A 21,842-nucleotide genomic window follows, 5' to 3' on the forward strand; every position below is an offset into this window, starting at 1 on the left:
TGCGACGGCGGTGTTCGCCCGCACGCTACTCACCGAGAACCCGAACCCCGTGACGTATCAGTCCATTGTGTGAATCGACAGGACGGTCCAGCTCTTGCTCAAGAAACTTGTGACGTTGGCGGCGGTGGCCGTGCTGGTCGCGGGCTCCGCCCCGGCTCCGCGCGCCGACGCAGCTGCTCTGCTGCTGCCCGATCTCCGCCAGGTCCCTCCGGGGTGCGCGAGCGGCAACGCGGGCGATCCCGCACAGTGCGGCGACTGGGACGTGTGCCTGGTGGTCGATCCCGCCGCACCCAACGGGCGCTGCGTTCCGCCGACCGCGGCCAAAGCCGTCCGGCTGCGCTTCACCAGTTCGGAAGAAAACGTCGGCGACGGGCCCTTGCTGCTCTACGGTCGCCGCGACAGCACGGGGCAGAGCACCATGTCGGTCCGGCAGGCGTTGCGCAACGGCACCGACGGTTCCATCCCGGCCGGCTACGCGTCCGCGCAGCGCGCCACCCGTGCCTTCACCTACTACGAACCGGCCATGGCGCACCAGCACTGGCACCTGATGAACTTCGAACACTTCGCGCTGGTTTCCGCGGCGGGCAAGACGATCGTCACCGATCGGAAGAACGGCTTCTGCCTCGGCGACCGGTACCCGGTGGCCGGAAGCGACCGCCTGACGCACGTACCGGGCGACACCGGCGCGGACGCCGACCTCGCCGGACGCCTCCGCGCGAACCGGTGCCGCCACCACGAACCGACGGCTCTCGAGGTGGTGGAAGGCATCTCGGTCGGGTCCGGTGACGACTACAAGTACGACGTGGACTTCCAGTGGCTGGACATCACGCACGTGCCTTCAGGGACTTACGAGCTCGTGAACACCGTGAACGACGACCGGACACTGCTGGAAACGAACTACGGGAACAATTCCTCGGCGGTCTCGGTCTCCATCCGGTGGCCGCAAGGCACGCCGGGGCCGGACCAGGCGATCACCGCCGCGCCGGTCGTCAGGTTCCTGCGTACGTGCCCTGGCCGACCACGCTGTCCTTGACGACGTTGACGGGGCCGCGTTACCGGATTTCCTTGCCCTCGGCCGGCTTCCGAACACACGACGGACGGCCGGGCCCGGAGGGCACCTGTGGCGGGATGACGGCCGAGCCCGGACCGAGCTCAGGGCCGGAAGCGTTCGTGCTTCCGGCCCTGAGCGTGACTGCGCGGTGCGGCTACTTGCTCAAGAGTGCGGTTGCCGACTCGAGGGAGTTCGAACCGTGCTGGCTCACCGGCGAGGTGAGCGCACCGGCGTTGTAGCGCCCGCCGTGGGTGAGCGGAGTGCTCCCGGCCAGCTGGGTCAGCCCGGCGAGCGAGGTCAGCTGGGCCACGTCGGGCACCCCGGTCAACCCCGGCATCCGTGTCGGGAGGATTCCGCCGGTGCTCGGCAGCAGCCCGCCCAGCAGCGGAATCGTCCCCGCGTCCGCTCGCTGCCCGTGGGGCGCCGCGGAAGTGCGCAAACCGGTGACCCGAGTCCCCGCACTGGGGTTCAGGGGCTGGGCCGACACGTCCCCGCGCAGCGGCAGCTCCGCCAGCTGGCCGACGATCGGCGTTACCGCCGCCTGTCCCGGCAGCGTGCCCGGCGTCGCCGTCAGCGGCAGGACGACCGGCAGCACGGGCAGATCGGAAGCGGCCAGCTCACTGCCCAGTGGCGCGGTGAGGTCCTGTTCCGGCAGATCGCCGTCGACGTCGGCGCTCGGAGCCAGATCGTGCTGGAACAGGTGCACCGGCACCGTGTGCAGCACCGTCGCGGTGGCCGGAGCGTCGGCGACCGGGCCGGGACGTTGTTGCCGGGTGTCCGTGGGCAGCACCGTGCCGAGAGCCTGGACCGGGTGCTGCAGGTCCGCTACGGGCGTTGCCTGCTGCAGCGGCCGCGCCGACTGGAGGTCTCCGGAGGCGCCGTTCACGCCGTCCGCGACCCCGTGCAGCCCGGTGGCCAGCTGACCGAGCGACGAGGCCGGGACATCGGGGGTGGCGGTCTCGGCCGCGGAGGCAACGCCGGTGCCCAGCATCAGCAGGCCGCCACTGACCAGCGCGACCTTCAGGGTCCGCTTCGTCTGGATGCGCATGACAAATACTCCTTCGATCAACATTAAAATGGTTCGCCGGACAACGAAAAGTTGTCGACGAAAGGGAATGGGAAAAATGCAGAGCAGGCAGGATCAGCCGACGGGACTGGGCACGGGCCGGCGTCCTGAGGGGTACCCGCACCAGGCACACGAATGCGCCGCGGGATTACGAGCCAGAAGGCGGAGGGGTCAGTCCGGTGTGACGCCGGGCTGGATCTCGGTCGACGTCACCGCTCGGCACGACACGCCATTTCGGCTGTGCGACGACCGCGGGTGTGCCGCGGCAGGCGGCTGGACCGCGTCGCTGGAACTGCGGTCGTGACCGGCGGCAAGACCGGTACTGGCCGGAACCACGCAGGACGGCAGCGTTGACCGTCCGGGCCCACCCGCACCGAGGTCAGCCCGCTGGTCAGCGCGCGACTCGCTCGCGATCGCTGCGGTAGCCGCGCCGACCGCGATCGCCGAGGAGTGACCGGCCGGTCGTTCCTTCGGGCCGGTGCCGGCCGAGGAACCCGCGGAGTCTTCCGGTCCTGCGGCACCGGGGCCGGCGGGCGGGTGTCCGACGAGGTCGCGGGCGTCGTCGGCCGGGCCGACCAGCCCCGTCGTCGAATCGGCCGCCACCACGGCGATGCGCCCGACCGCGAGGACGGCAGCGGGGGTCGAAGCCACGGCATCGGTCACGTTCGCCTCGAGCACATCGACCAAGTGGTCCGTGTGCGCAACCGCTCCGGACAGGTCGCGCACGCGGACAAGCGCGGGCGTCGCACCGGTCACCGCCGAGAGCGTCGGCGGCTTCAGGTCGTCGGCGACCGTCACGACGGCCGGAGTTCCCGGCCCGTCGGCGATCTGGGTGATGGTGCTGGCGAACGCCGTCGCGGTGAGCCACGCGACCGCGGAGAGCGCGACAGCACCGCCGATCACGACCAGTGCGCGCACGAGGATCCGACCGGCATTCACCACGTCGCCTCCCCGCTTCGTCGCACTCGTCACGATCTCGATCCCGCCTGTCGTCAGCTTTTCCACCATCGGCGGTCAATCACGCCGATTCGACCGCTCCACCAAACCACATGCCATTCACCCCTTTCAATTGACCCCGCTCCAGGAGCCGCACAGATCTGGATCCTTTCCATTCGAGTGCCGATATCGAGGCCGCCGACCAGCAGAAACCCTTCCACGGGGCCGAGCGATCGCACATATGGCACGACATCGTCGATTCACCTGATATAGCGACAATCCCGCTGAATTTCGGCGATGTGCCGCAACACGATCGGGGAGATCAGAGCGTGAATCGCGGTCACGGTGCTCTCCACACACGGTCGTCCGACGTGGGAGATCCGCTGTGGGGCTCCAGTGGGTGTCACCCGAGACGGTGTCACGAGCCGTCGATCCGTTCCGCCACCCCGGTTCCGGGGCAATCCCCGACGGCACGACCAACGAAGACCGGCTCTAGGACAGGAGTATCGCCATGCGACGCATCACTGCCACGATCGGTGCCATCACGTTGACGACCGGAATCCTCCTCGGTGCCACCGGAACAGCCTCCGCCCAGACGGAATCCACGCCGGGCGTGAGGTGCGTGGGCAGCTCGCTCGCGATGTGGGCCACCAACGCCCTCTGCGTCGTCGACCGCACCTACCCCATCCTCATCGTCCCAGGCGCCTGACCGTCCGGTTCCGGCCGGCGACCATCCCGCGACCGAGAGCAGGATCGAGCACAGCCGGCTTTCGCCGGTGGCGCCCTCGATCCCCCGTGCCCGGCGACCGTCCTTGATGGACAGGTCGCCGTGCTCATCGGGGCGAGCGGGCCGAGCCGTCGTCCGTCGGCGTCCGCCGATCGGGGTCGACGGCGTCGCGCAGGTGCGCCGCGACGATTTCGCAGAGCTGGCCGGTGGTGGTGTCGTCGAGGTCGTGGACGAGGGCGCCTTCCAGGGCGAAGGTCGCGGCGGCGGCCTCGGCGGCGCGGCGTTCGGCGGGGAACGGACCGGGCAGCTGACGTTCGAAAAGCGCTTCGATGCTGCGGTGGAACCCGGTGTGCCAGGCGGCGACCGACTCCGCCGCCGCGACGCGGTTGTGCACGGTCGCCACCAGGTGCTTGACCGGACGCAGGCGCTCCACCAGCCACCGCAGCTGCTCGGCGAGCGGCCGGTCGGCGACCGTGGCGTGGTGGCGGAGCAGGCCCTGCAGGTAGCGATCGGCGACCGCGACCAGCAGCTCGTCCTTGTCCCGGAAGTACCAGTACAGCGTGTTCGCGGTGACTCCGGCGTGCGCGGCGAGCTTGCTCATCGACGTCGCGTCGTAGCCGTCGCGCACGAACAGCTCCGCGGCGGCGGCCAGCAGCTCCTCACGCTTCTGCTCCTTGGGGACCGGGCGGCGGTTGGTCGGCACACCTCATCTTGACAGGCATTCAAGAAACCGCCAACCTCTCTTGAATACCCATCAAGAGAGGTGGCCATGACCGGTTCCGCACCCGAGCGCCGCGACCTGCACTTCCCCGCCGGGGACGGCCGCTGCCACGCCTGGCTGTACCTGCCCGCCACCGCCGCAGCGCTGCCGCCGGTTCTGGTGATGGCCCACGGGCTGGGCGCGGTCAAGGCGCTGCGCCTGGACGCCTTCGCCCGGCGTTTCCAGGCTGAGGGCTACGCCTGCCTGGTCTTCGACTACCGCCACTTCGGCGAGAGCGACGGGCAGCCCCGCGAGCTGCTCAGCGTCCGCCGCCAGCGCCAGGACTGGCACGCCGCGGTCGCCTTCGCCCGCACCCTGCCCGAGGTCGACGGCGACCGGGTGGTGCTGTGGGGCACCTCGTTCGCCGGCGGGCACGCCATCACCACCGCCGCCGAGGACCCGCGGATCATCGCGGCGATCGCCCAGTGCCCGTTCACCGACGGCCTCGCCTCGACCCAGGCGCTGTCCCCGCGCACCACCGCGCGGCTCACCATCGCGGCCGGCAAGGACCTCGCCGCAACGGCCGTCGGCCGGCCACCGGTGCGGATCAAGGTCGCGGCCCGCCCGGGCGAACTGGGCCTGATGAGCACCGACGACGCCCCGGACGTGTTCGACGGCATCATCGGCCTGCTGCACGCCTCCGGCCTGACCGAGGCCGACTACCGCAACGACGTCCCCGCCCGGGTGGCCCTGCAGATCCCGCTCTACGCACCGGGCCGCAAAGCCGCGCGGGTCCGCTGCCCGATCCTGTTCTGCGTGTGCGACGACGACACGGTCGCGCCCGCCGAAGCCACCCTGCGTCACGCCGGCAAAGCACCCCACGGCCAGATCAGGCGCTACCCGGCGGGGCACTTCGACATCTACACCGGCGAGCCTTTCGAGCGGGTCGTCACCGACCAGCTGGACTTCCTGCGCACCCACGCCCACCCCTAGCGGGCAGGGGGATGACAACGTGCGGATTGCGTTGGTGCCCCCGACGGGACTCGAACCCGCACTGCGTCGATTTTAAGTCGACTGCCTCTGCCGATTGGGCTACGGGGGCACCACACACTCTAGGTCACGCGCTCAGTTCAGCGTCCACGACTGGTTCGCCGCGCCCGTGCAGGTCCAGATCTGCAGGGGTGTCCCGTCCGCCGAGCTGGGGCCCGTCGCGTCCAGGCACTTGCCCGAGGCCGGGTTCACCAGCTGGGCGCCCGACCGGGTCCACTGCTGGGCGCCCGTTCCGTTGCAGTCGTACAGCTGCACGCGGGTTCCGTTGGCCGTCCCGGCCGAGGCGATGTCCAGGCACTTGCCCAACGCGCGGAGCGTGCCGGCCGAGGACGTCCACTGCTGGGCGTTCGTGCCGTTGCACGTGTACAGGTCCACCGCCGTCCCGTTCGCCGGCGACGCGCCCGCCACGTCGACGCACTTGCCGCCGTAGCCCGTGATCGTTCCGCCCGTGGACGGGGGCGGGGTGGTCGTGCCGCCGGTGATCGCGTTGAAGATGCGTGAGTACGCGTAGCCCGTTGCGCGGTCGTAGTCCTGGAGTTCCCAGAACGACAGTTCCGCGACGCCGTTCGACGCGGCGAAGCTCTCCAGCTGCTGGGCGTCGGACTGGCTGAACTGGGCGCCGTCGTCGTTGCGGCCGGCGATCGGGGTCAGGCCCATCATGGCGTACGCCGCCGACGTCGAAATGCCGTACAGGCTCGCCAGCTGAGAGGCCGATGCGCGTGCTGCCGAGAGGGCGTCGCCCAGGACCGGCTGGCCGTCGTAGAAGTCCATCACCATCAGGTTGACCACGCTGACCTTGACGCCCTTGCTCTTCGCGTCGCGCAGCAGGTCGAGCTCGTTCGACGGGATGCCCGTCGGGTCGACCGCGAGGGTGTAGTCGACCTGGACCGCCGGGTTCTGCTGCTGCAACGCCGCCAGCGCCGAATTGCGGCGCTGGTTCGACGCCGTGTCGTTCAGGACGCCACCCTCGATGTCGAAGTCGAGGCGGGGCGTTCCGTAGGTGGTGACCACGTTCGCGTACGCCGCCGTCAGGCTCGCCGTGTTCGTGCAGGTCTGGGCCAGTTCACCGCCCTCCGCGCCGCCGAAGGACGGGATGACGTTGCCGCCCGCCGCCTGCAGGGAGCTGATCTGGGACTTGAACGAGCCGACGCCGGTGCCGTTCGCCTCCCAGACCGGCGTGCAGCCGGACTGCGGGGTCAGGAACGCCAGCGTGAAGAACTTCGTGCCGGTGGCGTTCATGTCGGCGGCCATCTGGCCGGCGTCGGCGTCGCTGATCTGCAGGTACGGCGCCGCGTAGTGGGCCGGGAACGCCGGCCCGGCCGCGGCCGCGGTGGACGGGATCGCGACGACCGCGGCGCTCAGCGCCGCCGCGCCGAGAGCGGCTCTGGTACGGGAAAAGGGCATGGGAGCTCCAGGGGACCGTGAGGGGAGGGAGCCGGAGCGGACTTATTCCGCGTTGTGAAGAAAGGGTTTACCCGCTCACCGGCCCAGTTGTCCAGACCATGTCGCTCACCGGCACACAACCGGTTTTTCCCGACAATCCGGCGAAATCCGCTGTTCCGGCGCAGAAGGCCGGAACAGCGGACACCGCTATTCCTCGGCGGCACCGGCCTCGAGCAACCCGGGACCGCGGTCGTCGCGGGGCCGGTTTTCCGAGCGACGTCGGCGTCGCTCCCGCTCGCGGCTGATCCAGTCGCGCCCCTCCGCGGAAACCGCTTCCAGGACGTGCAGGGCGCCGGAGATCCCGGACACCTCGAGCGCGATCCGCTGGAGCGCCGTCCCGCTCTCGAGGCTGGAGTCGGTCAGGCCGTCGAAGCTCTCCGCCACCACCGAAATCTGCTCGCCGCTGATCAGGCTGAGCCGCAACGCGCGGCGCCGCAGGGATTCCGACTGCAGGAGCGTCGCCTGGTCCCCGTTGAGGATCTGGTAGCGCCAGCCGTCGGCGTACCGGACGCCCACTTCGGCGACCCGCGCGGCGGCGAGCGAGCTGTACTGGAACGACGTCCGCTGCTCGTTGTGCACGTTGCCGGTGAGGAAATCGAGTTCGACCTCGATTTCGCGCACGCCGCTCCCGGACAGCAGGAAGATCAGCACGACGTAGCGCGAGTACCGCATCGGACCGTGGATGAACCGCGCCCGCAGCGCGTTCGCCGCCCCTTCGGTCAGCACCACGTAGGTGACCAGGTCCCGGTTGCTCAGGCCGGACCGGCGCAGCGCCTCGGTCGTCAGGAACGTCTTGTCCAGGTCGAGCCAGTCCGCCATCTCCGTGTCGTCCGGCCGGTCGCGCAGGACCGCGAGCCAGTCCGCGAAACCCTGCTCTTCTTCCGCGAGCAGCTGCTGTCCGCGCAGTTCCTCTTCGGCCCGGTGCCGCCGGTCCGCGACGATCTCCGTGGCGCCCTTCAGCGCGAAGAACCCGCCCGCCGCCAGGAAGAGCGCGGCCACGGCGAACCCGTTCTGCCCGCCCACCATCGTGAGCGCGCCGACGATCGACGCGCCGATCCCGGCCCGGTGGACGGCGACCGCCGTGCCCGACGGCCGCAGCTCCTGCCGGTAGGCGAACAACGTCCCCGCGCGCCACTGCGCCGCCACCCGCTTGGCGTGCCAGCGGATGAGCCAGTCGACGGCGTTGGCCTCGACCTGCGCGTTGCCGAACAGGGCCACGAACCGCCACTTGTAGTACTCGCAGAGGCCCCTGGTGTCGTTCAGCCAGCTGCCTTCGACGTGCGGGCGCGCGTCCCAGAAGCGTGCCTCCACCAGCTTGTGGATCTGCTGGACGAAGTCCGTCCGCACCCAGTGGCCCGGCGAAGCGGCGGCTTGGTACTGCAGCGGGATCCCGTGTTCGCGATCGCGCTGCATGAGCCGGCGCAGCGCCACTTCCCGTTCCGCGCCACCCCAGAACGCGGCCGCGACACCGGCCGCGAAGATCAGCAGCGCCGGGATCGCGATCCCGGGACGGCCGGTGCCGAAGCTACCGAGGAACGTGATCAGGCCGAGCAGCAGGCCAAGGCCGCCGAGCACCGGCTTCGCCCACCCCGGCCGCGTCAGCGACGTCGCCGGGGTGGTGAAGTACCGCGGCGCCGCGGGGTCCGGCTCGAAGAACTTCCACGCCCTTCCCGCGCGGTCCGGCTGCAGCCGTTCCTCGCGGACGCGCTGCGCGTCCTCCGCGTTCAGGCTGTCCTGCAGCGCGCCGCCGAGGACCCCGCGGAGGTGCCGGGTGATCTCGCCCTGCCGCTCCCTGGGCAGGTCGCCGAAGTTCGAGATCGCTTTCGCGAGGTCGGCGGAATCGAGCGTCTCCCCGATCTCTTGCCGCCACACGCAGGAAACCAGCTCCGCCACGACGATGAACGCGGCGCGCCAGCTGTCGTGCGGGAACCGGCGCGCGGTCAGGTCCGCCGCACGGAACCGCAGGTGGACTTCGTCGTCGATCTCGTTGAGGGAGCGTTCGCTGAACACCGACAGCGCGTAGTAGTACGCGAGCCGGGTCGACGCGTCGCCGTGGTGCAGGAGGTCCTGGAAGATCGACTCCGCCATCCGGGACGTGCCGCCCTGCAGGTGGTTGAGGGCCACCTCGAACTTCCGCTCCGGCGGGTCGGACTCGTGGATGTGGTAGGTCGTCTCGTTGCGGTGGAAGGTGCCCCCGAAGATCGCACCCACCTGCTGCTCGACGTGCGCCTGGCCGCTCGCCTCGTTGGCGTTGCGCACGCCGGGGAACCCCTGGGGGAACGTCATTTCCGGTCTCCTCGTCGCGACCCGACGGTCAAGTCCCCGTACACGGCGCCGATCTGCTGGCCCACCCGCGCGTGGTCGTTGGCGACGTTCTGGTTGCTGAACCCGCGCGGCTCCTCCGCCGGACCGCCGGGTGCGTCCTCGTCCTCGTCCTCGATCTGGGCGATGAGCGCTTCGGCGAAGGCGGCCGCGTTGCCGGCCGCGACCGGCTGCCAACCGGCCTCGTCGGTGACGTCCTTGGCGCCGCCCGCGCGGTCGCTGACGCCGCGGACGCTGACCACCGGGAGGTCGTCGTTGAGGTGGCCGGCCAGCGCGAAGCCGGCGCTTTCCATTTCGACGGCGACGGCGTCGGTGTAGTTCTCGTGCAGCCACCGCGCGACCTCGGACGTCCGCGAGTCGAGCACGACCTCGCCGGAGGCGACGGGCTCGAAGTGGACGCCGGGACGGCCGCCCGCCGGCACCGCGGCGCACCATTCGCCCGCGCGCCCGACCGACCGGGCGAGCTCCAGCAGCCGGTAGGAGGGGGTCCACGCCTGCGGGCTGCTCCGCATCCCGGCGTCCGTGCTGCGGCCGCCGTGGTAGGCGTAGACCTTGGTGGCCACGACGACGTCGCCGAGCCGGGTCCAGTCGCGGAGCCCGCCCGCGACGCCGACGAACACCATCGCGGCCGGCGAGAACTCCGCCACGGCGCGCTCGGCGACGGCGGCGGCCGCGGCGTTGCCCGCCCCGACGAGCCCGAGGGCGACCCGGCGCCGGCCGAGCTGCCCGACGTGGAACAGCGTGCCGGCCCGGTGCGCGCGGACCGCGGCGCCGGTCATCCGGTCGAGCACGGCGGCCCGCTCGATCTCCAGTGCGGTCAGGACCACGATCACGTGACCACCGCTTCCCCGCGTTCCACCATGGCGTTTCCTCCCTCGTTGCGATTTGCAGGGTGCAAGGTAGTCCTGACGGACCGTTCTCGTCAACGAGACGAATATTGACCGGGCGGTACACTGTGCACTATGGACAGTTCCGTCACGGTCGCTCCCCCGGCTGTCGAACATGCCTGAAGCCGAGGAGTGGACGATCCCCGAGGTCGCGCTCGCCGTCGACCTGGCCGTGTTGACCATCCACGACGGTTCCCTGCAGATCATGCTGATCAAGCGGGGAATTCCCCCGTTCGAGGGAATGCTCGCGCTCCCCGGCGGCTTCCTCGCCTCCGCGTCCGAGGACCTCGACCACGCCGCCACCCGCGAGCTGTCCGAAGAAACGGGTCTGGACGCGGAAGCGTTACACCTGGAGCAGCTGCGCACGTACGGCGCGCCCGGCCGCGACCCCCGGCAGCGGGTGATCACCGTTTGCTACGTCGCGTTCTCGCCCCAGCTCCCGGCGCCCATCGCGGGCGGCGACGCGCGCGACGCCGTGCTGGTGCCGGTCGAGAAGGTCCTGCGGCCCCGGACGCGGATCGCGTTCGACCACAAGAAGATCATCGCCGACGCGGTGGAGCGCGCCCGCGCCAAGCTGGAGTACACGACGCTCGCGGCGGCGTTCTGCGCGCCGGAGTTCACGATGACGGACCTGCGCGAGGTGTACGAAATCGTCTGGGGCGAGCAGCTCGACCCGCGCAACTTCCACCGCAAGATCATGGGGGTGGAGGGATTCCTGATCCCGACCGGCGAACGCGTTTCCCGGCAGCCCGGCCGCCCGGCGGCGCTGTACCGCCGGGGGCCGGCGACCGTGTTGCACCCGGCGATGCTGCGGAGCCGGCCTTAATCGTCACCTTGACGCTAACTGGCCGGACGGGTTACCGTCGTCAGGTCAGTAATCGTCATAGTGACGGGAAGTGGTCGGGATGGAGATCCACTGCGGGGCCGGGCGCGCGTTCCGGACGGTGGCACTGGCGTTCACCATCGGCGCGGTGCTGGGCGGCGGGGTCGTGGGGTACGCGGCCGGGGAGCCGAGTGGCCAGAGCGACTTGCGGGGCACCACGGCGCCCGCGCACGCCATCGTGAAGACTGGTGTCACGGAACTGGCATCTCGCTGAAAGCGGGCGACAGCCTGTCGCTGTCGATCGACAAGGGGCTCGCGACCGCCCGCCACGGCTTGGTCGTGCTCAGCCGGGCGTTCCTGGCGAAACGCGATGATTTCTTCGGGCGACTTCGATGAGCCCGAGCGAGCAGAGCTTTCAAAGACGAGCGAGTCCGGTTCTCCACCGAAGGCATGCCCGAGGACTGAAACGCCGAAGGCCTCCCATGCGGACACGGGAGGCCTTCGAAACGCGAACGTCAGGACTTCGAAACGCGCGCGAACTCATCCTTCGGGTTGTTGATCTGCCCCAGCGAGATCACCTCACGCCGGAACAGCCCACCCAGGATCCAGTCGAACAGGATGCGGATCTTGCGGTTCCACGTCGGCATCGCCTTGAGGTGGTACGCGCGGTGGAAGAGCCACGCCGGGAAGCCCTTGATCTTCAGGTTCAGCGCGTCGGCCACGCCCTTGTGCAGGCCGAGGCTCGCGACCGCGCCGAGGTTCTTGTGGTAGTAGTCCTTCGGCTTGCCGCCGCGGAGCACCTTGATGATGTTCTTCGCCAGCAGCGTCGCCTGGCGGACCGCGTGCTGCGCGTTCGGCGGGCACGTCGCCGTCGGGTCCTCCTCCGTGCGGGAGAGGTCCGGGATCGCCGCGTTGTCGCCCGCGGTCCAGACGTCCGGGTGGCCGACGACCTGCATGGCGGCCGTCGCCTCGAGGCGGCCGCGCTTGTCGACCGGCAGGTCCGACTGGCCCACCACCGGGTTGGCCTTCACACCCGCCGTCCAGATGATCGTGTCGGTGTCGAACTCCGTGCCGTCCGAAAGCACGACGTGGCCGTTTTCGAACGACTTCGCCGCGGTCGACAGGTAGACCTCGATGCCGCGCTTCTCCAGCTGCTCGACCGTGTACACGCCCAGGGTCTCGCGGACCTCGGGCAGGATGCGCCCGGCGGCCTCGACCAGCACCCAGCGGACGTCGGACGGCTGGATGTTCGGGTAGTAGTTCTCCACCGCGAACCGGGTCATGTCCTCGAGCTCGGCCAGCGCCTCGATGCCGGCGAACCCGCCGCCGACGACCGTGAAGGTCAGCAGGCGCTTGCGGAGCTCGGGGTCCAGCGTGCTGGCGGCCTCGTCGAGCTTGGTCATGATGTGGTTGCGCAGGTAGATCGCCTCGCCGATGGTCTTGAAGGCGATGCCCTCTTCGACCAGGCCGGGGATCGGCAGGATGCGCGCGACGGCGCCGAGCGCGACGACCAGGACGTCGTAGCCGAGCTGCTCGATGTGGCCGTCGGCGGCCTCGACCGTGACGGACTTCTTGTCGTTCTCGATCTTGGTGACGCGCGCGGTCAGCACGTGGCAGCGCTTCAGCACCCGCCGCAGCGGCACGACCACGTGCCGGGGCTCGATCGCGCCGGCCGCGGCCTCCGGGAGGAACGGCGCGTAGGTCATGTGGGGCTGCGGGTCAACGACGGTCACGGAGGCCTCGTTGGCCCGGAGCATCTTCTGGAGGCCGTACGCCGTGTAGAGCCCGACGTACCCACCACCGAGGACGAGGATCCGAGTCGGTTCCGACTTCGACTTCGCAGCAGCCATGTCCTCATGGTGACACCTTCGCGGGCACCCCGCTCGGGGACCCCATCCGGCTGTGACCAGCGTCGCTGCGGTTTCCGTAACGATTCAGTCGTGACCTGTCACCGAGGTCGCGGCGCGGAAGACGGCCGCCACCATGTCGTGGGTCACGCGGTGTGTCTGGACATTGCGCGGCGACACGTGGTAACAGCCGAAAACACGCAGGTCGTCCAGTTCCAGGACGGCTCCGTGGGCGAACGCCGGACGCGGCTGCGGGACCGGCCAGCCCGCTGCCGCGAGCACGGGCAGTAACGCCTGCCAGCCGAACGCCCCGAGCACCACGATCGAGCGCAGTGTCGGACGTAACAACGTCAGCTCCTCCGCGAGCCACGGGCGGCACGTGTCGCGCTCGGCCGGCGTCGGCTTGTTCTCCGGCGGGGCGCAGCGCACCGGTGAGACGAGCCGCGTGCCGTAAAGCTCCAGGCCGTCGCCGACGCGCTCGGACGTCGGCTGCGACGCGAGCCCGACCTCGTGCAGCACCCGGAAGAGGAAGTCACCCGACGGGTCGCCGGTGAACATGCGGCCGGTGCGGTTCGCGCCGTGCGCCGACGGCGCCAGCCCGACGACCGCGAGCGACGCGTCCGGCGGCCCGAAACCCGGGACCGGGCGCGCCCAGTACTCCTCGCCGCGGAAGGCCGCCTTCGTGCCCGCGACGCCTTCGCGCCAGGTCACCAGCCGCGGGCACGCGCGGCACCCCGCCACGGCGACGTCCAGCTCGGCCAGCGACCTCATTTCAGCGCCTCCCGGGACAGCCGGTCGGCCAGCCGCGTCGTCTCCGGCAGCCGGTAGCGCGGCGTCAGCGCGAGGGTCAGCCGGCAGGCGTGCGCGAGGTCGATCCGGTGGCCGGCCGAGACGTACACCGGTTTGACGCCGTCCTGGGTCCGCAGCACCGCGCCGACCTCCTCCCCGGCGTCGACCAGCGGCACCGACGACCCGCGCTCGGGCCCCGGCACGTCGTGGGAGCCGACGAACCGCGTCTTGCCGACGCCGAAAGCGGGCAGCCCGGTCAGCACGCCGAGGTGGCAGGCCAGGCCGAAGCGCCTCGGGTGGGCGAGGCCGTGGCCGTCGCAGACCAGGACGTCGGGCCGGTGTTCCAGCTCGCCGAGGGCGGCCAGCAGCGGCGGCAGCTCGCGGAAGGCGAACAGGCCCGGCTCGTACGGGAAGACGGCCTTCGCGCGGTGCGTCCGCTCCTCGACCACGGTCAGCCCCGCGGTTTCGAGGGTGACGACCGCCGCGGCGATGCCGTCGGCCTCGTCGTAGGCGACGTCGAGGCCGGTCACCGTCGGCGGCAGCTCCGGCAGGTCGCCGTGGAGTTCGACCCGGCCGCGCAGCGCTTCCTGGACGGCGAGGGCCTCCTCGGCCGTCGACGGCCAGTCCCCGGTGTGCACCAAGTCACCCTGCCACAACTAAGTTGGGGCCATGGCGGACACGACCCCCGAAGAGGCTCCCGAGAAGAAGACGCCGGACACCGCGGAGATCCCGGCCGAGCCGACCGACGACATCGTCACGACCCAGCACACGCTGACCGTGAAGCGGAAGAAACTCGCGTACACGGCGAAGGCGGGCCGGGTCGTCCTCCGCAAGGAGGTCGTCAAGGACGGCAAGTCGGAGGGCTTCAAGGCGAAGGCGGAGGTGTTCGTCACCTCCTACACCCTCGACGACGCCGACCCGGGCACGCGGCCGGTGACGTTCGCCTTCAACGGTGGCCCCGGCTCGTCGAGCATCTGGCTGCACCTGGGCCTGCTGGGCCCGCGCCGGGTGCTCTCCGGCGACGTCGACGACCTCGTGCCGCCGCCGTACGGGCTGGCCGACAACCCCGAGACGCTGCTGGTGCACAGCGACCTGGTCTTCATCGACCCGGTGTCGACCGGCTACTCGCGGGTCGCGGGCGGCGAGGAGACCAAGGACTTCCACGGCTACCAGGGCGACATCGAGTCGGTCGGCGAGATCATCCGGCTGTGGGTGTCGCGGCACCAGCGCTGGCTGTCGCCGAAGTTCCTGGCCGGCGAGTCCTACGGCACGCTGCGCGCCGCCGGGCTGGCCGCGCACCTGCAGGACCGGCACGGGCTCTACCTGAACGGCCTGCTGCTCATCTCCTCCGTGCTCGACCTGGGCACGCTGCAGTTCACCGAGGGCAACGACCTGCCGTACTCGCTGTACGTGCCGACGTACGCGGCGATCGCGCACTACCACGGCCTGCACGGCGACCGCCCGCTCGACGACGTCCTGGCCGACGCCGAAGACTTCGCGGCGAAGGACCTGCCGTGGGCGCTTTCGCGCGGTGCGCGGCTGTCCACGCAGGACCGGACCGACGCGGTGGCCACGCTGGCGTCGCTGACCGGGCTCACCGAGTCCTATGTGGACCGGGTGAACCTGCGGATCGAGCACGTCCGGTTCTTCACCGAGCTGCTGCGCGACCGGGGCCTGACGGTCGGCCGGATGGACGGCCGCTTCACGACGTGGGAGCCGGACGGCGGCCGCGAGCACATGAGCGACGACCCGTCGATCTCCCGCGTGATCGGCGCCTACGCGGCGGCGTTCAACCACTACGTGCGGGCGGAGCTCGGGTACGAGAACGACCTGCCGTACGAGATCATCCACGAGGACACGTTCAAGGCCTGGTCGTACAAGGAGTTCGAGGGCCGCTCGGTGTCGGTGGTCGACTCGCTCGCCTCGGCGATGCGCACGAACCCGCACCTGCAGGTCCACGTGGCGTTCGGCCACTACGACGGCGCGACGGCCTACTTCGCGGCCGAGCACGTGCTGGCGCGCCTGCAGATCCCGGAGGAACTGCGGGAGAACATCGACACGGCGTACTACCCGGCGGGGCACATGATGTACGTCCACGAGCCGACCCGGGTGCAGCAGTCGAAGGACCTGGCGAAATTCGTCAAGAAGGCTTCGAACCGCTGAGTTCCGGCCCGTAGCGGGCGCCCGGCGGCAGCGGGGGAACCCGCCGCCGCTGGGCGAACCACCCGATGACGTGCGTGGTCACCGCCAGCGCGACGTAGCCGGCGAGCCACGGCTTGCCCGGCAGGGCGGTGTACCCGAGGTCCGCGACCACCGGGACGGCGAACAACGACGGCAGGGCGAAGTGGACGTCCTGGAGCCGCGTCACGGTGTCGACCGCGAGCGAGCCCTCGTCCTCCGCGATGACCGGGCGCCGGAGGATGCCGGTCAGGACGACGGCGTCGACCGCCGCGCCGAGGACGAGCAGGCCGAGCCAGAAGCGTGCCCAGACCGAGCCGCCGGCCACCATCGTGAGCGCGAGGACGGCGCCGCCGCCGAACGTGACCGCCAGCGAGGCCGCGTACCAGCCGTTCACCACCTCCCGCCACCGCGGGCGGGGCCGGATCAGCCGCCGGTCGCCCAGCCAGGCGACCGCCCGCCGGTCGCCGGCGCGGATCTGCAGCCAGTTCGTCAGGACCAGCGACGTCCAGATGAACCACGGGATCCCGGCGTCGGGCAGGTCGGCGTGGCTCGGGGGCAGCAGCTGGTAGGCCAGCAGGCCGGCGCAGAGCAGCGCGTTGGCGACGAACACCGGTGTGAAGGCGCCGGCGTCGCTCTTCCCGCGGCGGACGCCCAGCCGGTAGGTCAGCAGCTCGGTCGCCTCGGAAACGCGGACACCGCGCAGCGCCAGCCACTTGACCGCCGCCCGCTCGGCGGGAGTCACCGCGATCACCGGGCCACCCCGGGCTGGGCCGGCAGCGGGACGCCGTAGTCGCCCGGCGGGAGCGCCGGGCGGTACCGCCGGTAGCGCAGGCCGCCGACGATCTGCAGGGCCAGCGCGAGTCCCGCGTACCCGATGAGCCAGGGCCCGGAGCCGGGCGGTTGCCGGTTGCCGGTGAGCAGGTCGAAGAGCACCGGCCACGCGTAGTACGACGGCATCGCCAGGTAGAGGTCCTCGATCCGCACCACCGCGTCGACGGCGGCGGACGGCTCGTCCTCCGCGAGCACCGGCCGCCGCACGATCCCGGTCACGATCACGCCGGAGACGACTCCGCCCAGCGCGAGCACGCCGAGCCAGCTCCAGGCGTAGGTCTTGTACGGGGTCGCCAGGAACATCGTGATCCCGAGTGCGGCTCCCCCGGCGAACGTCACCGCCGCCGACGCGAGGAACCAGCCGACCGGCAGCTCCCGCCACGACGGCCGCGGCCGGTCGAGCCGTCGGCCGCCCAGCCGGTGCGCGGCCTGGCGGTCCTGCCGCCGGATCGCGAACCAGAAGGCCAGCTGGAAGCCGGCCACCACGAAGTAGAGGATCTTGCTCTCGGTCATCTCCACGCCGCGGACGCCGGGCAGGTACTGCAGGCACTGGTAGCCGACCGCGGCGGCGACCGCCAGCGCGAGGAACACCGCCAGCCGGATCAGCTGCGTCCGCAGGTCCCCGCCCGCGCGGACGCCGAGGCGCGCCGCCAGCAGGGGTGTCGGGATCCCCACGCGGACGCCGTGCTTGCCCAGCCACACCGCGGCCTGCACGAACTCGCCGCGGCTCGGTTCGGACCTCATCGGGGAACCACCGCCAGGGTGGGCCGGAGGACACGGGACCGCCGGCGGTGCAGGACCCAGCCGACCACCTGCGTCCCGACCGCGAGCACCGCGTAGGCGACGACCGCGGGCCGGGACGACGGCGGAACCGGCACCGCGAAGAGGAGGTCACCACAGGCCAGGTACGGCAGGACGGCCGGCGCCGCGTAGGAGTGCGCGTCCTCCACCCGCAGCACCGCGTCGACCATGAACGACGCGGGATCGACCGCGACGACCGGCTCGCGCAGCACGGACCACCAGACGAACCCGGACTGGACGGCGCCGAGCGCCAGCAGCCCCAGCCAGAACGGCGCGGCCGACGGCGCCAGCGCGAGGAAGAGCACCAGCCCGCCGGCGTAGGCGACCACCGCCGATGTCAGGTACCAGGCGCCGAGAAGACCGAGGGTCCAGCTCAGGGCCGGCCGCGCGGCCGGGCGCACCAGCGCGGCCGCCGGCCGGTCGGATTCGCGGACCGTCACCCAGCGCCAGACCTGCGCCACGACGACCAGGGCGCCGAGGATGAAGCCACTGCCGACCGCCAGGTCCCCGAACGCCTCGTGCGCCACCTCCATGCCGAAGGTGTTGACGAAGGCGATGACCAACCCCACCGCCAAGCCCACGCCGGGGTGCTTGGTGCGCATCCGTTCCCGCACGCCGAGACGCAGGGACAGCAGCGGGACCGGCGTCCCCACGACGACCCCGTGCCGGGCCAGCCACTGCACGGCCATCGCCGCGTCGATCGGTCTCGGTACCCCGCCACCCACGAAAACCTCCCCCTGCCCCGGCCGCGCCGGTTCACCGTGTCCGAACTTCTCCCGTGACTCCGCCGAACGCGGCCTGAGGCCGCCGCCGCCGAAGGTGATCAGCGGCACCGCCAGAAACCAGCGACGCCAACCCGACGGCGAACCACCGCCGCTTCCGTCAAGGCGCTCACCGGGGCTCGGTTCCGTAGTGGCCGGGCGGCAGGCGGCGGTCCCGGACCTCGAACACGGCGCGGAGGTGGAGCACCACCCCCAGGACGAAGTACGCGACCACCGGTACGAACCGCGCCGGGGGCCACGGCCAGTCGGCGGACAGGTCGATCCACGCGAGGAACGTGAACGCGAACGGCATCGCGAACGCCCGGGTGTCGTAGGTCCGCAAGGCCGCGTCGACGGCGCGTGAAGCCTCGTCCTCGGCGATCACCGGGGCGCGCAAGGCCTGGCCGAGGACCAGTGCCACGCTCGCGGCGCCGAGCACCAGCGCGGCGGCCCAGCCCACCGGGTCGGCGGCGAGCGTCGCGCACAGCACCGCGCCGCCGCCGAAGGTCGTTGCCACCGCCGCCAGGTACCACCGGCCCACCTGTCCCGCCGCCACCCGGAACGACGGCCGGGCGCCCGGGGCGACCACGCGGGTGGCGGCGCGATCGGCCGTGCGGACCCGGCGCCACTGCAGCAGCGGGTAAGCCACGACGAGCGCGGTGAACCCCAGGAACCGGGCCGGCACCGGGATCGGCGGGAGCACGGCGACGATCCAGAACACGGAGGAAAGCGCGCTGTAGAGCCGGTAGGACCGCGTGGCCAGCACCCGGGCCCCGACGCGCACGGCGAGCAGCGGCGTCGGCTCGTCCACCTCCGCGCCGTGGCGAGCCAGCCACGTCCGCGCGGCCTGCCTCTCGGCGAGCGTCGTCGACGCCACTTCCACCATCGAACCTCCCCTGTCGCGTGGTAACGCCCGACGAGCCGGCCCGGTTTACCCCCCGTAGCAGCCGGGTGGGAGCGAGCGGGACCGGCGGCGAGCCAGCAACCAGCCGATCAGCTGGAGCGCGAAGACCGTCACCAGGTACGCGAGCGAAATCCAGCCCAGCGGGCCCGGCCACGCCCAATCGACCACGTACACCGGCATCGCCAGCACGACGTACGGGGCGGTCGGGGCGAACAAGTAGGGGTCCAGGGTGCGCAACGCCCCGTCGACCGCGTGCGACGCCGCGTCCTCGGCGATCACCGGCCCGCGCACCACCCGGCCGAGCACGAGCGCCGTCGCGCCGGCGGCGAAGGCCAGCGCCACCGTGTTCACCCCGATCGCGACCTCCGGCGGGTACCAGTGCTTCCAGGTGAACCGCGGCCCGGTCAGGAACGCCGCCGCGCACAAGGCCGCCCCGCCGAGGAACGTGAGGCCCGTCGACACCAGGTACCACCAGCCGACCTGCCTGACCGCCACCCGCAGCGGCGGTGGTGCGGTGGCCCCGGTCAAGCTCTCGGCGAGCCGGTCGCGCCGCTGCGCCCGGCGCCAGCGGGCCACGTGGAACGAGGCGTAGAGGACGGCGAGGACCGCCGCTTCCCCCGGCAGGTCGTTCCGCTTGAACACGACCCCGGTGAGCGTCCACAGCACCGCGAGGACGATCGCGAAACCGGGAGTCCCCCGAGTACCGATGCCCCGGCCGCCGAGGCGCAGGGCGAGCACCCGGGTCGGCAACCAGACCGCCACCCCGCGCCGCGCGAGCCACCGCCGTGCCCGGCCCACTTCCAGCACCGTCGGCTCGCCCGGCCACCGCGGATCGACCGGTAGCGCCGGTTCACGCACGTTCAACGGAACTCCCCCCAGTCCCGCGGTAAACGCGAACCGCCCCGGACAGGTTGCCTGTCCGGGGCGGTTCGTTCGAAATTCTTCTACTTCAGGTACTGCGACCCGCGGGTCACCGCCGCGTAGGCGTCGACCGCGCCGTTGCCGTAGAAGCCGTTGAACGACGCGTCACCTTCGCAGGTGGCCGTGAACTCCGGCCCGCGGCCTTCGTCGGTGTAGTCGACCGTCCGCGGCACCGGGCAGGCGATGTCCGACGCCGTGCCCTCGAGGACCCGCTGGACCTTGTCCGGGTCCAGGCCGAAGTCGCCGTGGGACTTCTTGCCGTACTGCGAAACGATCAGCGCCGCGACGCCGGTCGCGTGCGGGGTCGCCATCGACGTGCCCTGCAGCCACTGGTAGTAGCCGACCCGGCCGTCCGGCGCCGTCGCCTTCTTGATGCCCGCGGCCAAGCCGGCCTCGGTGATGTTGCCGTCCGCGTCGATGTTGCCCTCGACGACGCCGACGTTCTTCGGGTACGCCGAGAGGATCTCGTTCTCGACCGTGCGGAACCACGGCGTGCCGAAACCGTCGCGGAAGTAGCCGCCCGGCGCGGAAACCGAGATCTGCTCGGTGCCGTAGTTCGAGTAGTCCGCCTTCGCCTGCGACGGCCCGAACGCGCTCACGCCGATCGTGTGGTTGCCCTCGACCGGCAGGCTGAGGCAGGAGCTGTTGTCGACCTGCCGCGGGTGCGTCGTGTTCGCCGGGTAGTCCGGGCTGGTGGTGTCCGGCTGCGGCGCGCCCAGGTCGGTGTGCTGGTTGCCCAGCGCGACGACCATCGTGACGCCCTTCTTGTGCGCGTAGTTCAGCGCGCGCTGCGTGGCTTCGATGATCGTGCGCTGCTCGGCCTGCTCCGCGGCCGAGTCGGCCGGGTTCGCCGTGCAGTTGTACAGCCACGGGTCGGTGTAGAACGACATGTTGACCACGTCGATGCCGGCGTCGCCGGCGTAGGTCAGCGCGTCGACGGTCGGCTGCAGGAAGAAGTAGCCCGAGTCCTGGCCGGCGCGGATGTTCACCAGCGACACGTTCGGCGCGACGCCCGAGATGCCGAAGCCGTTCGCCGCCGCGGCGATCGTGCCGGCGACGTGCGTGCCGTGCGCGCCGTCGTCGTGGTTGACCGGGTCGACGCAGCCGCGGAACTCGCACGGGCCGTCGACCTCGACGCCGTTGACGTCGAACGGGATGTCCTTGACGAAGTTGCGCGAGTCGGCCGCGTCGAAGTTCGGCGCGATGTCCGGGTGCGTGCCGTCGATGCCGGTGTCGATGACGCCGACCTTGACCTGCTTGCTGCCGGGCTGCTTGGTGCGCGAGAGGTCCGAGCGGACGGACTTGAGGCCCCAGAGCTGGTCGTCCAGCGGGTCCATCCCGACGGCCTTGTTCGCGGCGGCCTTCTTCGAGGCGGCGCCACGGCCTTCCTTCTCGACGTTGTTGTTCTTGGTTTTCTTGCCGTCCTTCGGCACCGAGCCGATGACCTGCGCCTTGGCGGCGCCGAAGACCGCGCGGTTCGAGGACACGCGCTCGGTGAAGCCGGTGGCCGGGGCGCTGGCCTTGATCAGGCCGACCGCCGAGTTGGTCTCCAGCACCGTGCCGCCCGCGGCCCGGATCGCCTGCTGCGCGGTCGCGATGCTCTGGACGTCCTTGGCGAGCACGGTGAACTCGGTCGCCGGGCCGGCCAGCGCGGGCTGGGCCGAAGCCACCGGCACCGCGACGGCCGTGATCGCCCCGAACAGCGGGACGGCCATGGCCGCGGCGAAAAGCCTGGGTCTCTTCACGATTCTCCTCCTCGGGAAAGCGGTTCCTGCACCGTATAGACCGGACAATGCAGCCAC

The 21,842-nt window shown here is 71.2% G+C and carries 21 protein-coding genes and 1 tRNA gene; 6 read left to right on the plus strand and 16 right to left on the minus strand.

Going from position 1 to position 21,842, the window contains the following annotated elements; genetic code table 11:
• Positions 1–94 precede the first annotated feature (94 nt).
• A complete protein-coding gene (locus ACLJQM_RS46050; protein ID WP_410636409.1) occupies positions 95–1,033 on the plus strand; it encodes a lysyl oxidase family protein in 939 nt (312 codons plus the stop codon).
• A gap of 172 nt (positions 1,034–1,205) precedes the next feature.
• On the opposite strand, the gene ACLJQM_RS46055 is transcribed toward ACLJQM_RS46050, so the two are convergent.
• Both ACLJQM_RS46055 and ACLJQM_RS46060 read right to left on the minus strand, forming a co-directional pair.
• Positions 1,206–2,099, minus strand: coding sequence for a hypothetical protein (locus tag ACLJQM_RS46055; RefSeq protein ID WP_410636410.1), 894 nt, complete (start codon positions 2,097–2,099; stop codon positions 1,206–1,208).
• Between the two features lie 189 nt (positions 2,100–2,288).
• Positions 2,289–3,125, minus strand: coding sequence for a hypothetical protein (locus tag ACLJQM_RS46060; protein WP_410636411.1), 837 nt, complete (start codon positions 3,123–3,125; stop codon positions 2,289–2,291).
• Between the two features lie 439 nt (positions 3,126–3,564).
• Between ACLJQM_RS46060 and ACLJQM_RS46065 the strand changes: the two genes are divergently transcribed.
• A complete protein-coding gene (locus ACLJQM_RS46065) occupies positions 3,565–3,762 on the plus strand; it encodes a hypothetical protein (RefSeq protein ID WP_410636412.1) in 198 nt (65 codons plus the stop codon).
• 124 nt (positions 3,763–3,886) lie between these two features.
• Here the strand turns inward: ACLJQM_RS46065 and ACLJQM_RS46070 are convergent, their stop codons facing one another.
• Positions 3,887–4,483: a TetR/AcrR family transcriptional regulator gene (locus ACLJQM_RS46070; protein WP_410636413.1), complete on the minus strand. Its 597-nt coding sequence runs from the start codon at positions 4,481–4,483 to the stop codon at positions 3,887–3,889.
• Between the two features lie 66 nt (positions 4,484–4,549).
• On the opposite strand from ACLJQM_RS46070, the gene ACLJQM_RS46075 reads away from it, so the two are divergent.
• On the plus strand, positions 4,550–5,473 hold the full coding sequence (locus tag ACLJQM_RS46075) for an alpha/beta hydrolase (RefSeq protein ID WP_410636414.1): 924 nt from the start codon (positions 4,550–4,552) through the stop codon (positions 5,471–5,473).
• A gap of 32 nt (positions 5,474–5,505) precedes the next feature.
• Here ACLJQM_RS46075 and ACLJQM_RS46080 read toward each other — a convergent pair.
• The 4 genes from ACLJQM_RS46080 to ACLJQM_RS46095 form a co-directional block, all read right to left on the minus strand.
• Positions 5,506–5,582, minus strand: a tRNA-Leu gene (locus ACLJQM_RS46080).
• Between the two features lie 23 nt (positions 5,583–5,605).
• A complete protein-coding gene (locus ACLJQM_RS46085) occupies positions 5,606–6,934 on the minus strand; it encodes a ricin-type beta-trefoil lectin domain protein (RefSeq protein WP_360782250.1) in 1,329 nt (442 codons plus the stop codon).
• 186 nt (positions 6,935–7,120) lie between these two features.
• On the minus strand, positions 7,121–9,259 hold the full coding sequence (locus ACLJQM_RS46090; RefSeq protein ID WP_410636415.1) for a hypothetical protein: 2,139 nt from the start codon (positions 9,257–9,259) through the stop codon (positions 7,121–7,123).
• Entirely contained in the window at positions 9,256–10,128 is an 873-nt protein-coding gene (locus ACLJQM_RS46095; protein WP_410636416.1) for a purine phosphorylase, read from the minus strand. The genes ACLJQM_RS46090 and ACLJQM_RS46095 overlap by 4 nt, the downstream gene beginning before the upstream one ends.
• Positions 10,129–10,297: 169 nt before the next feature.
• Here ACLJQM_RS46095 and ACLJQM_RS46100 point away from each other — a divergent pair, with 169 nt between their 5' ends.
• Together ACLJQM_RS46100 and ACLJQM_RS46105 are read left to right on the plus strand one after the other, a co-directional pair.
• On the plus strand, positions 10,298–11,008 hold the full coding sequence (locus tag ACLJQM_RS46100) for an NUDIX hydrolase (protein ID WP_247018399.1): 711 nt from the start codon (positions 10,298–10,300) through the stop codon (positions 11,006–11,008).
• 79 nt (positions 11,009–11,087) lie between these two features.
• On the plus strand, positions 11,088–11,279 hold the full coding sequence (locus ACLJQM_RS46105; RefSeq protein WP_247018397.1) for a hypothetical protein: 192 nt from the start codon (positions 11,088–11,090) through the stop codon (positions 11,277–11,279).
• Between the two features lie 241 nt (positions 11,280–11,520).
• Here the strand turns inward: ACLJQM_RS46105 and ACLJQM_RS46110 are convergent, their stop codons facing one another.
• From ACLJQM_RS46110 to ACLJQM_RS46120, 3 genes are all read right to left on the minus strand, one after another.
• Complete coding sequence (locus ACLJQM_RS46110) at positions 11,521–12,855, minus strand: NAD(P)/FAD-dependent oxidoreductase (RefSeq protein WP_247018393.1); 1,335 nt, start codon at positions 12,853–12,855, stop codon at positions 11,521–11,523.
• Positions 12,856–12,939: 84 nt separating this feature from the next.
• Positions 12,940–13,623 (minus strand): uracil-DNA glycosylase, encoded by a 684-nt coding sequence (locus ACLJQM_RS46115; protein ID WP_247018391.1) that lies wholly within the window; start codon positions 13,621–13,623, stop codon positions 12,940–12,942.
• Positions 13,620–14,279 (minus strand): endonuclease V, encoded by a 660-nt coding sequence (locus tag ACLJQM_RS46120; protein ID WP_410636417.1) that lies wholly within the window; start codon positions 14,277–14,279, stop codon positions 13,620–13,622. Before ACLJQM_RS46120 ends, ACLJQM_RS46115 begins: the two co-directional genes overlap by 4 nt.
• A gap of 31 nt (positions 14,280–14,310) precedes the next feature.
• On the opposite strand from ACLJQM_RS46120, the gene ACLJQM_RS46125 reads away from it, so the two are divergent.
• Entirely contained in the window at positions 14,311–15,804 is a 1,494-nt protein-coding gene (locus ACLJQM_RS46125) for a S10 family peptidase (RefSeq protein WP_247018388.1), read from the plus strand.
• On the opposite strand, the gene ACLJQM_RS46130 is transcribed toward ACLJQM_RS46125, so the two are convergent.
• The 6 genes from ACLJQM_RS46130 to ACLJQM_RS46155 form a co-directional block, all read right to left on the minus strand.
• Positions 15,782–16,573 (minus strand): hypothetical protein, encoded by a 792-nt coding sequence (locus tag ACLJQM_RS46130; protein ID WP_410636418.1) that lies wholly within the window; start codon positions 16,571–16,573, stop codon positions 15,782–15,784. The two genes, ACLJQM_RS46125 and ACLJQM_RS46130, sit on opposite strands and share 23 nt — an antisense overlap.
• Entirely contained in the window at positions 16,570–17,397 is an 828-nt protein-coding gene (locus ACLJQM_RS46135) for a hypothetical protein (RefSeq protein ID WP_410636419.1), read from the minus strand. Before ACLJQM_RS46135 ends, ACLJQM_RS46130 begins: the two co-directional genes overlap by 4 nt.
• The gene (locus tag ACLJQM_RS46140) at positions 17,394–18,179 is read right to left on the minus strand and encodes a hypothetical protein (protein WP_410636420.1); all 786 of its coding nucleotides are present in this window, start codon (positions 18,177–18,179) and stop codon (positions 17,394–17,396) included. Before ACLJQM_RS46140 ends, ACLJQM_RS46135 begins: the two co-directional genes overlap by 4 nt.
• Before the next feature lie 166 nt (positions 18,180–18,345).
• Positions 18,346–19,101, minus strand: coding sequence for a hypothetical protein (locus ACLJQM_RS46145; RefSeq protein WP_410636421.1), 756 nt, complete (start codon positions 19,099–19,101; stop codon positions 18,346–18,348).
• 45 nt (positions 19,102–19,146) lie between these two features.
• Positions 19,147–19,983: a hypothetical protein gene (locus ACLJQM_RS46150; protein WP_410636422.1), complete on the minus strand. Its 837-nt coding sequence runs from the start codon at positions 19,981–19,983 to the stop codon at positions 19,147–19,149.
• 80 nt (positions 19,984–20,063) lie between these two features.
• The gene (locus tag ACLJQM_RS46155; protein ID WP_247025510.1) at positions 20,064–21,755 is read right to left on the minus strand and encodes a S8 family serine peptidase; all 1,692 of its coding nucleotides are present in this window, start codon (positions 21,753–21,755) and stop codon (positions 20,064–20,066) included.
• Positions 21,756–21,842: the final 87 nt, after the last annotated feature.

The sequence above is a fragment of the Amycolatopsis sp. cmx-4-83 genome (assembly GCF_046548815.1).
GTDB lineage: Bacteria > Actinomycetota > Actinomycetes > Mycobacteriales > Pseudonocardiaceae > Amycolatopsis > Amycolatopsis pretoriensis_A.

What these genes read in the sequence shown, in the direction of transcription:
- ACLJQM_RS46065 (WP_410636412.1), top strand. Translation starts at nt 3,565, where the DNA reads ATGCGACGCATCACTGCCACGATCGGTGCCATCACGTTGACGACCGGA.
- ACLJQM_RS46125 (WP_247018388.1), top strand. Translation starts at nt 14,311, where the DNA reads ATGGCGGACACGACCCCCGAAGAGGCTCCCGAGAAGAAGACGCCGGAC.
- ACLJQM_RS46090 (WP_410636415.1), bottom strand. Translation starts at nt 9,259, where the DNA reads ATGACGTTCCCCCAGGGGTTCCCCGGCGTGCGCAACGCCAACGAGGCG.
- ACLJQM_RS46060 (WP_410636411.1), bottom strand. Translation starts at nt 3,125, where the DNA reads ATGGTGGAAAAGCTGACGACAGGCGGGATCGAGATCGTGACGAGTGCG.
- ACLJQM_RS46105 (WP_247018397.1), top strand. Translation starts at nt 11,088, where the DNA reads ATGGAGATCCACTGCGGGGCCGGGCGCGCGTTCCGGACGGTGGCACTG.
- ACLJQM_RS46055 (WP_410636410.1), bottom strand. Translation starts at nt 2,099, where the DNA reads ATGCGCATCCAGACGAAGCGGACCCTGAAGGTCGCGCTGGTCAGTGGC.
- ACLJQM_RS46075 (WP_410636414.1), top strand. Translation starts at nt 4,550, where the DNA reads ATGACCGGTTCCGCACCCGAGCGCCGCGACCTGCACTTCCCCGCCGGG.
- ACLJQM_RS46135 (WP_410636419.1), bottom strand. Translation starts at nt 17,397, where the DNA reads ATGAGGTCCGAACCGAGCCGCGGCGAGTTCGTGCAGGCCGCGGTGTGG.
- ACLJQM_RS46085 (WP_360782250.1), bottom strand. Translation starts at nt 6,934, where the DNA reads ATGCCCTTTTCCCGTACCAGAGCCGCTCTCGGCGCGGCGGCGCTGAGC.
- ACLJQM_RS46145 (WP_410636421.1), bottom strand. Translation starts at nt 19,101, where the DNA reads ATGGTGGAAGTGGCGTCGACGACGCTCGCCGAGAGGCAGGCCGCGCGG.
- ACLJQM_RS46100 (WP_247018399.1), top strand. Translation starts at nt 10,298, where the DNA reads ATGCCTGAAGCCGAGGAGTGGACGATCCCCGAGGTCGCGCTCGCCGTC.
- ACLJQM_RS46115 (WP_247018391.1), bottom strand. Translation starts at nt 13,623, where the DNA reads ATGAGGTCGCTGGCCGAGCTGGACGTCGCCGTGGCGGGGTGCCGCGCG.
- ACLJQM_RS46110 (WP_247018393.1), bottom strand. Translation starts at nt 12,855, where the DNA reads ATGGCTGCTGCGAAGTCGAAGTCGGAACCGACTCGGATCCTCGTCCTC.
- ACLJQM_RS46155 (WP_247025510.1), bottom strand. Translation starts at nt 21,755, where the DNA reads ATGGCCGTCCCGCTGTTCGGGGCGATCACGGCCGTCGCGGTGCCGGTG.